The organism is uncultured Algibacter sp., from assembly GCF_963976535.1.
Taxonomy (GTDB): Bacteria; Bacteroidota; Bacteroidia; order Flavobacteriales; family Flavobacteriaceae; genus Algibacter_B.
The window spans coordinates 1-7,308 of sequence record NZ_CAXBLF010000096.1; the positions used below are offsets into that span (position 1 = coordinate 1).

Here is a 7,308-nt window from a genome sequence, read left to right on the forward strand (position 1 = left end):
ATACGACAGTGACCTGGACAGTAACTGATGGTTCGGATAATACAGCCACTTGTACGCAAACTGTAACGGTAATTGATAATATGGATCCGACGTTTGTTGAAACTCTACCTACAGATAAAACTTATGAATGTGATAATGTTCCTGAAGCAGAAACACTAACAGCAACTGACCCATGTGGTAGTGTAGATGTCGTTTTTACTGAAACAAGAACTGATGGTTCATGTATTTCCAATTATTCATTAGAGCGTAAATGGGTAGCAACAGACCAAAATGGATTAACAACCATCCATATTCAAACTATAACAGTTCAAGATATAACTGCTCCAGAGCCAACAACTACTATTGAATCTTCTTTAGCTGTTAATTGTGAAAATATACCTGATGTACCAACAATTGAATTTACTGATAATTGTTCAGCAAATGTTAATGTAGTATTTGCAGAAACAAATTCTTTTGATGAAAATAATCCTTCAGATTATGAGATAGTTAGGACTTGGACAGTAACTGATGAGTGTAACAACAGTCAAATCTTTACACAAACGATAACAGTTACTTTGAATGATTTAATAACAACGGTAAATGATAGAGCTTGTACTGACGATGGCACAATTAATTTAGATGATTATTTAGGAAACAATCAAACGGGTGGAAGTTGGTCTGTAGTTGAAGGCAATGCTAGATTAAACCAAAATATATTCGATCCAGAAAATGTTGTATTAGGAACTTATAAATTCAATTATACAATTGCCAACAATGGTTGTTTAAATACTATTGAGCTAAGTTTAGAAATTCATGATGAATGTATTGTTTTACCCTGTGGTAAGGATGATGTCATTATTTCAAAAGTTGTAACTCCTAATGGAGACGTATATAATGAATTCTTCACAATTACAGGAGTAGAAACTTGTGGTTTTGTTGTGGAGCTACAAATATTCAATCGTTGGGGAGCTAAAGTTTATGATAATTCTAATTATCAAAATGATTGGAATGGATTTACCCACAATTCATCTGTTGGACAAGCAGATACAGTTCCGAACGGAACATATTTCTATATTATTAATTTAAAAAATAGTGGATTAGAACCTTTTGCTAAAGCATTTTATGTAGGCACTAAATAAATCTAGACATACTATGAAGTCAATAAAGTTTAATATAATTATTTTTATACTTACGAATTGCTGGATTGGAGTTGCTCAACAACTACCACAATTTACACAGTATATGTATAATACAATCTCAATAAATCCTGCTTATGCTGGAAGTAGAGAGACGCTAAGTGTTGTAGGTTTACACAGAAGTCAATGGCTTGGTTTAGAAGGCGGGCCAACAACACAAACAATTTCTGTGCACGGCCCCTTAAGAAATGACAGAGTTGGTATAGGTTTCTCCTTTATTAATGATGAATTAGGATATGAAAACTTCACATATTTATATGGAGACTTTTCATATACTCTTCCGGTTGGTCAAAAATCTAAATTAGCTTTTGGTATTAAAGCTGGTTTTACACAATATAGTTTAGACCAATCTATTTTAAATGACCCAACTGTTTTCAACGACCCCTTTTTTGATGATGTTTCTAATAGATGGAGCCCAAATATAGGATTAGGTGCATTTTTTCATTCAGACAGATGGTATCTAGGGCTCTCTGCTCCTAGAATATTAAATACCGATTACAACAACGGAAAAAGAGGTGCTGTTGACTATGTCGCTCTTGAACGGGTTAGTTACTATTTTACTGGAGGTTATGTTTTTAATTTAAGTGAAACAACCAAATTTAAACCAGCCATGTTGCTTAAAGCCACCAATGGAGCTCCTCTGTCTTTTGATATTACTGCAAACTTCTTGTTTAATGATGCGTTCTGGCTTGGTGCATCTTACAGAATTAATGAATCTGCTGCTGCTTTCGGTGGCATTGCCGATTTTCAGGTTTCTAAACAAATACGAATTGGTTATGCTTATGAGTATCCTATATCTGAGTTAAGAGCATATACAAGTGGTACACATGAGATATTACTTATGTATGAATTATTTAAAAGTAAACGTATTAAATCACCTAGGTACTTCTAAACTAAAATTAATATGAAAACAAAATTTTTAATAATACTATTAGTTTTTTGCACTAGCACACTATTTGCTCAAAAGAAACTAGCTGATAAGTTTTTTAGCAACTATGGTTATGTTAAAGCTATTGAATTATATGAAAAGGCAGTAGAAAATGGTGATAATAGTCAGCATGTCTTAACTCGTTTAGGAGACAGTTTTTATAATAATTCTAATTCAGAAAAAGCGGCTTATTGGTATGGAAAAGCTGCAAATAAATTTGATCTTAAAACTGAACATTTATATAAGTACATTCAATCTTTAAAAAGTATTGGTAATTACGCTGAGGCTGATATTTGGACCAAGAAATTTATAGAAATTCAAAATAATGACAGTAGAATTAGAGACTATGACTCTGATAATTTATTAAAATATGCCCAACTTAATTCAGTAGATGAAGCTTTATCTATTACCATAGAAAACTTGCCAATTAATTCTAAATTTTCAGATTTTGGTTCATTCATCTATAATGATGAATTGTTTTTTGCTTCAGCGAGAGGGCTTGATGAAACTAAAAAGTATGGCTGGAATAAAGAACCGTTTTTAAATTTATTTCAAGTATCTATGAAAGACATAGATAATACCTTAAAATTTGGTAACGCAGATTTAATTAAAGCTTCAAAAGTTAATTCAGACTACCATGAAGCGTCAATTGCAATATCTAACGATGGTAAAACCATGTATTTTACAAGAGATAATGTAACCAGAAAAAATAAATTAAACTTCGATAAAAAAGGTACTACACATCTAAAAATATATAAAGCTACTCTTATTGACGGTAGTTGGGAAGAGATTAAAGAATTAGCAATTAATGATGAAATATACTCCACTGGACACCCAGCGTTGAGTCCTGATAACAAAAAGTTGTTTTTTGTATCAGATAGAAAAGGTGGGTTTGGACAAACAGATATATATGAAGTGGACATTCTTGAAAATAATAAGTTTAGTAAACCCAAAAACTTAGGATCTAAAATAAATACCGAAGGACGTGAAATGTTTCCTTTTGTAAGTAAGGATAGTACATTTTACTTTTCTACTGATGGTCGCTTAAATCTTGGCTTATTAGATATTTTTAAATCTAATATTATTAAAGATAGCATCTCAGAACCGCAAAATTTAGGAGCGCCATATAATAGTGGATATGATGATTTTGCCTTTTTTATTGATCCTTCAAAAGATAACAAAAGAAGCTATTTGTCTTCGAACAGACTAGGTGGAAATGGAAACGACGATATTTATACGGTTTATTCCAGAATATGTTCACAAAAAATTAAAGGCATTACAAAAGATAAGAAAACCAATAAAATTTTAAGTAATACTACAATCAAACTAATTGATGAGACGGGAAAAATAATTGAAGAAATCTTATCTGACGAAAAAGGAGAATATGAACTTAATGTTCATTGCAACAAAAACTATACAGTTATTGGAAGTTTTATAGCTTATTCAGACAATAAAATAGAGATTAATACAGACGACAAAAACGGAAATGTTATTACACAAGATTTACTCTTAGAATCTTTAATTAATGGAAATCAAATAGTGATTAAACCAATATTTTTTGATTACGGCAAATGGAATATTAGAACCGATGCAGAGTATGAATTGGAAAACATTGTTGATGTATTGAGGATTAACCCAACCATGATTATTAAAATTGAAGCCCATACCGATAGTCGAGGAAGAGATAAATTTAATATGAGACTCTCAAATAAGAGAGCAAAATCTACTAGAGATTATATATTATCTAGAGGTATTTCTCCTGATAGGATAAAAAGTGCAATAGGATTTGGAGAGAGTCAACTATTAAATAAATGTAGTAATGATGTTAAATGCACCCCAGAAGAGCATCAAATTAACCGAAGATCATATTTTTATATCGTAAAAAAATAGTTTAACGTATTCAAAAACAAGTTAAATCATTAAATATTAGATGTTTATGCATTTTAATTAAAATAAAACATCGATAATCGGCATATTATGTCGATTAAATGCGTATTTTAGCTGTTAAACGAATATATATGTGATTTACCATGTATATTTGACCAACTAATAACATATACGTTTTTTTGTGTTACCTACAAAATTTAAAATTATGACCCCGAATCTAATTTCTAAAGCAAATGTGGCATTGTTGGACAATAATGCGCTCCCCTCACAATTTTATCCCTCAAAATTTTTTTTATTATTATTTGTAAATCGTTAACATTTGTTACTAGCTGTAGCCAGTGGTTTTCTGGTTTCTATTAAATAAAATTTATATATAAATAACTTTACATAAATCATGAAAAATAAATCGACCCTAGTGTTTTACAGCCTTTTATTATCATGCTGTTTTTCATTATTAGTTAATGCTCAAGAACAAAAGCCTCATAATAATTTCACTCTAAATGTTTTACAGTATAGTGATAAGCCTAACTATGAAAAGGAACACGTTCATGTTTTAATACTTAAAAACAATTCACGTTTAACTTCTCAATATTCTATTTCCCTTTTTAACGATCAATGTTCTGATACCAATCAATATAGATTGAGTAACAAAAAAGAGTCAAATATTAATGCAGAGATTTCTTTTGATAATTTAAACAAAAAAAGTCAGGTTAGCGATGTCGTTACAGTACAACCAAATAAGACACTAAAAATTTATTTAAAAATTAAGCAAAAAATTAGTGCAAAATTAGATTCTTGGAATTGCACAACAATACGTGCCACTAGGTTATCTGATAATAATTCTAAAAAATCTAAATCTAACATTTATCAATCAGTTATTATAAAAACATTTGTACCAAACCCTAATACCATAGGACATTAATTATATGTTTTTCAATATCACAAATATTAATTAGTTAATCAAAGGCTTATGAAAACGTCTACTAAATATATAAATAATCATAAGATTATTTTGGTCATACTCGTTTTGATTAGTGCATTTACACATGCTCAGTTAAAAAACGATTTTGACCCTCGCTTTAATGAACCTGTAAATGGAGATTTTGCTATGATAGCAAATAACATGGTTTCAATAGATGCAACAGCTCCTTATAACGGTACTGGTAATAACGATAGTTTTAATCTTGTTTATGTAGATATTGATACTGATCCTGATACATTTAATTCAAGTAGTGCAGAATTTAAAGATCCTTCTCCAGGTGCTAGTTGTTTAACAATTAAAAAGGTGATTTTATATTGGGCAGCTTCAGATTTTGAACCAATTGATGGTGTTTTAAATTCAGAAAATCAGCCTGCATGGGATTTTGATGACATTAAACTTATGTTACCTGGCGAATCAGTTTATACTGATTATGATGCTGATGAAGTTATTTATAGAGGAAGAGATGATAATGGTGATGGGGTTACTGATGACCACTTTAGTAATGATCCCTATGTGTGTGTAAAAGATATCACATCATTAGTGACAGACTTAGTTGATAATGGTGATTCTCCTTTTGGTAAGTACCAAGTTGCAAATGTAGAAGGTAAAATTGGAAATTTACAAGAACCTGATTTTACTACTCCAACTGGAGTTTCCGGTGGTTGGCAAATTGTTTTTGTATATGAAAGTCCAGAATTAACAACAAAAAACATAAGTATTTATGATGGTTATGCTCATGTACGAAATATAACTGGCCAGAAGGATTATGACGTTACAATTAGTGGTTTTCAAACAGTACCGGCTCCACAGAATGTAAGTGCTAAAATACTTGTTGGTTCATTTGAAGGCGATAGAGGTTATAGTGGAGATAGATTACAAATATTAGTTCCTCCATTTCCTAGTACTACTTATAGTGACTTATCTACAGACCCAACTACACCTATTAGGGATACCAATAATTTTTTTAACAGTAGGATAACTGTTGATAATAATGATTTTATAGATAGATCACCTTTTAGCACAAATACATTAGGTTTCGATGCGGCCATTTTTCAGTTAGACAACCCTGGGAATTCTGTTATTCAAAATGACCAAACATCGGCTACTTTTAGGCTTACTTCCACTCAGGAAACCTATGGTGTTTATTTATTAGGACTTTCTGTCGATGTTTTCGAGCCTAATCTAGGACCTATTCAAGTAGTAACTACTGCAACTAGTACACCCCAAGCACCGGGTACTACAATAGTCGGGAGTTTTACCGTTGATAACAAAGGAAATGATGATGCTGAAAATGTAACCATATTTTCAACACTCCCGCCTCAAATAATTTCTTTATTACCCGCTGCTGCAACGCCTACAGCACATGCTTTATTGCCAGCTGGTGTAACTTACCAATACAATACAGGAACAAACCTTCTTGAATTTTTTGTTGATGATAGCTTGGTAAAGGTTGGAAGTACTCCAATTGATGTAGACTTTGATTTGCAGATTAAAGATGAATGTTATTTTTTAGCAGATACATGTGATTTAACCTCTGAATTAGAATTTACAGCTACTTATAATGGTGTTATAAACCCTGAAACACAAACTACAAGCAGTTCATCTAGTGTAGATGCTTGTGGTATAGGAAACGATACTCCAACTATTATAAATGTGATTCAACCTACCATATCCTGGGATACGACAACGGGAGCCTTGGATACTACAGTTGAATGTGACGACGCCTCGGGACTAGCTGCTGCTCAAGGGCTAGCTCCAGTAGCTTTAACTCCTTTAGGTAATGATTGCAACTTAACTCCATTAAAAACACCTGGTGCTTTTGTTCCTGACCCTACCTGTCCTAACACCGGTTCTTACACAAATACTTGGAATTTTACTGATGCATGTGGAGTAACCATTGCTGATTTTACACAAGTAATCACCCTTACTGATACGACTGCGCCTGTAATAACCGGTACAATCGCTGATACAACAGTAGAAGGTTGTGTGGCTGCCGATGCCACTGCTGCAGTAACTACTGTTGCGGAATTAGAAGCTTTAGGCTTAACGATTACAGATTGTACGCCAGATGTCGATCTTGTAGTTACCAGTTCGCATAGTGCCTCTGGTACTTGCCCGATTGTAGTAACAAGAACCTATACCGTTACAGATGAATGTAACAACGCTTCTCAGGTCACTCAAATCATTAATGTGAATGATACCACAGATCCTGTGATTTCTGGAACCATATCAAATCAATCTGTTGAAGCTTGTGATAACTCTGGTATTACGAATGGTGGTCTGGTTGGACTTGCTTATTCTGAAACTTCAGTAACAATTACAGATGCGCAGTTTAC

At 32.4% G+C, this 7,308-nt stretch carries 4 protein-coding genes and 1 pseudogene; all 5 read left to right on the forward strand.

Annotation, left to right across the window (positions count from 1 at the left end; translation table 11 throughout):
* Positions 1-1,118 (forward strand): gliding motility-associated C-terminal domain-containing protein (locus tag AAC024_RS15360; RefSeq protein WP_339896374.1); only part of this gene is annotated, 1,118 nt, incomplete at its 5' end.
* 13 nt (positions 1,119-1,131) lie between these two features.
* Positions 1,132-2,067: a type IX secretion system membrane protein PorP/SprF gene (locus AAC024_RS15365; protein WP_339896375.1), complete on the forward strand. Its 936-nt coding sequence runs from the start codon at positions 1,132-1,134 to the stop codon at positions 2,065-2,067.
* A 12-nt stretch (positions 2,068-2,079) separates the two neighbouring features.
* Complete coding sequence (locus AAC024_RS15370) at positions 2,080-3,993, forward strand: OmpA family protein (protein WP_339896376.1); 1,914 nt, start codon at positions 2,080-2,082, stop codon at positions 3,991-3,993.
* A 391-nt stretch (positions 3,994-4,384) separates the two neighbouring features.
* A complete protein-coding gene (locus AAC024_RS15375; RefSeq protein WP_339896377.1) occupies positions 4,385-4,912 on the forward strand; it encodes a hypothetical protein in 528 nt (175 codons plus the stop codon).
* 48 nt (positions 4,913-4,960) lie between these two features.
* Positions 4,961-7,308: pseudogene (locus tag AAC024_RS15380) on the forward strand (hypothetical protein); the annotation flags it as partial.

Coding starts and splice junctions, on each gene's coding strand:
- AAC024_RS15375 (WP_339896377.1), top strand. CDS start 4,385: ATGAAAAATAAATCGACCCTAGTGTTTTACAGCCTTTTATTATCATGC.
- AAC024_RS15370 (WP_339896376.1), top strand. CDS start 2,080: ATGAAAACAAAATTTTTAATAATACTATTAGTTTTTTGCACTAGCACA.
- AAC024_RS15365 (WP_339896375.1), top strand. CDS start 1,132: ATGAAGTCAATAAAGTTTAATATAATTATTTTTATACTTACGAATTGC.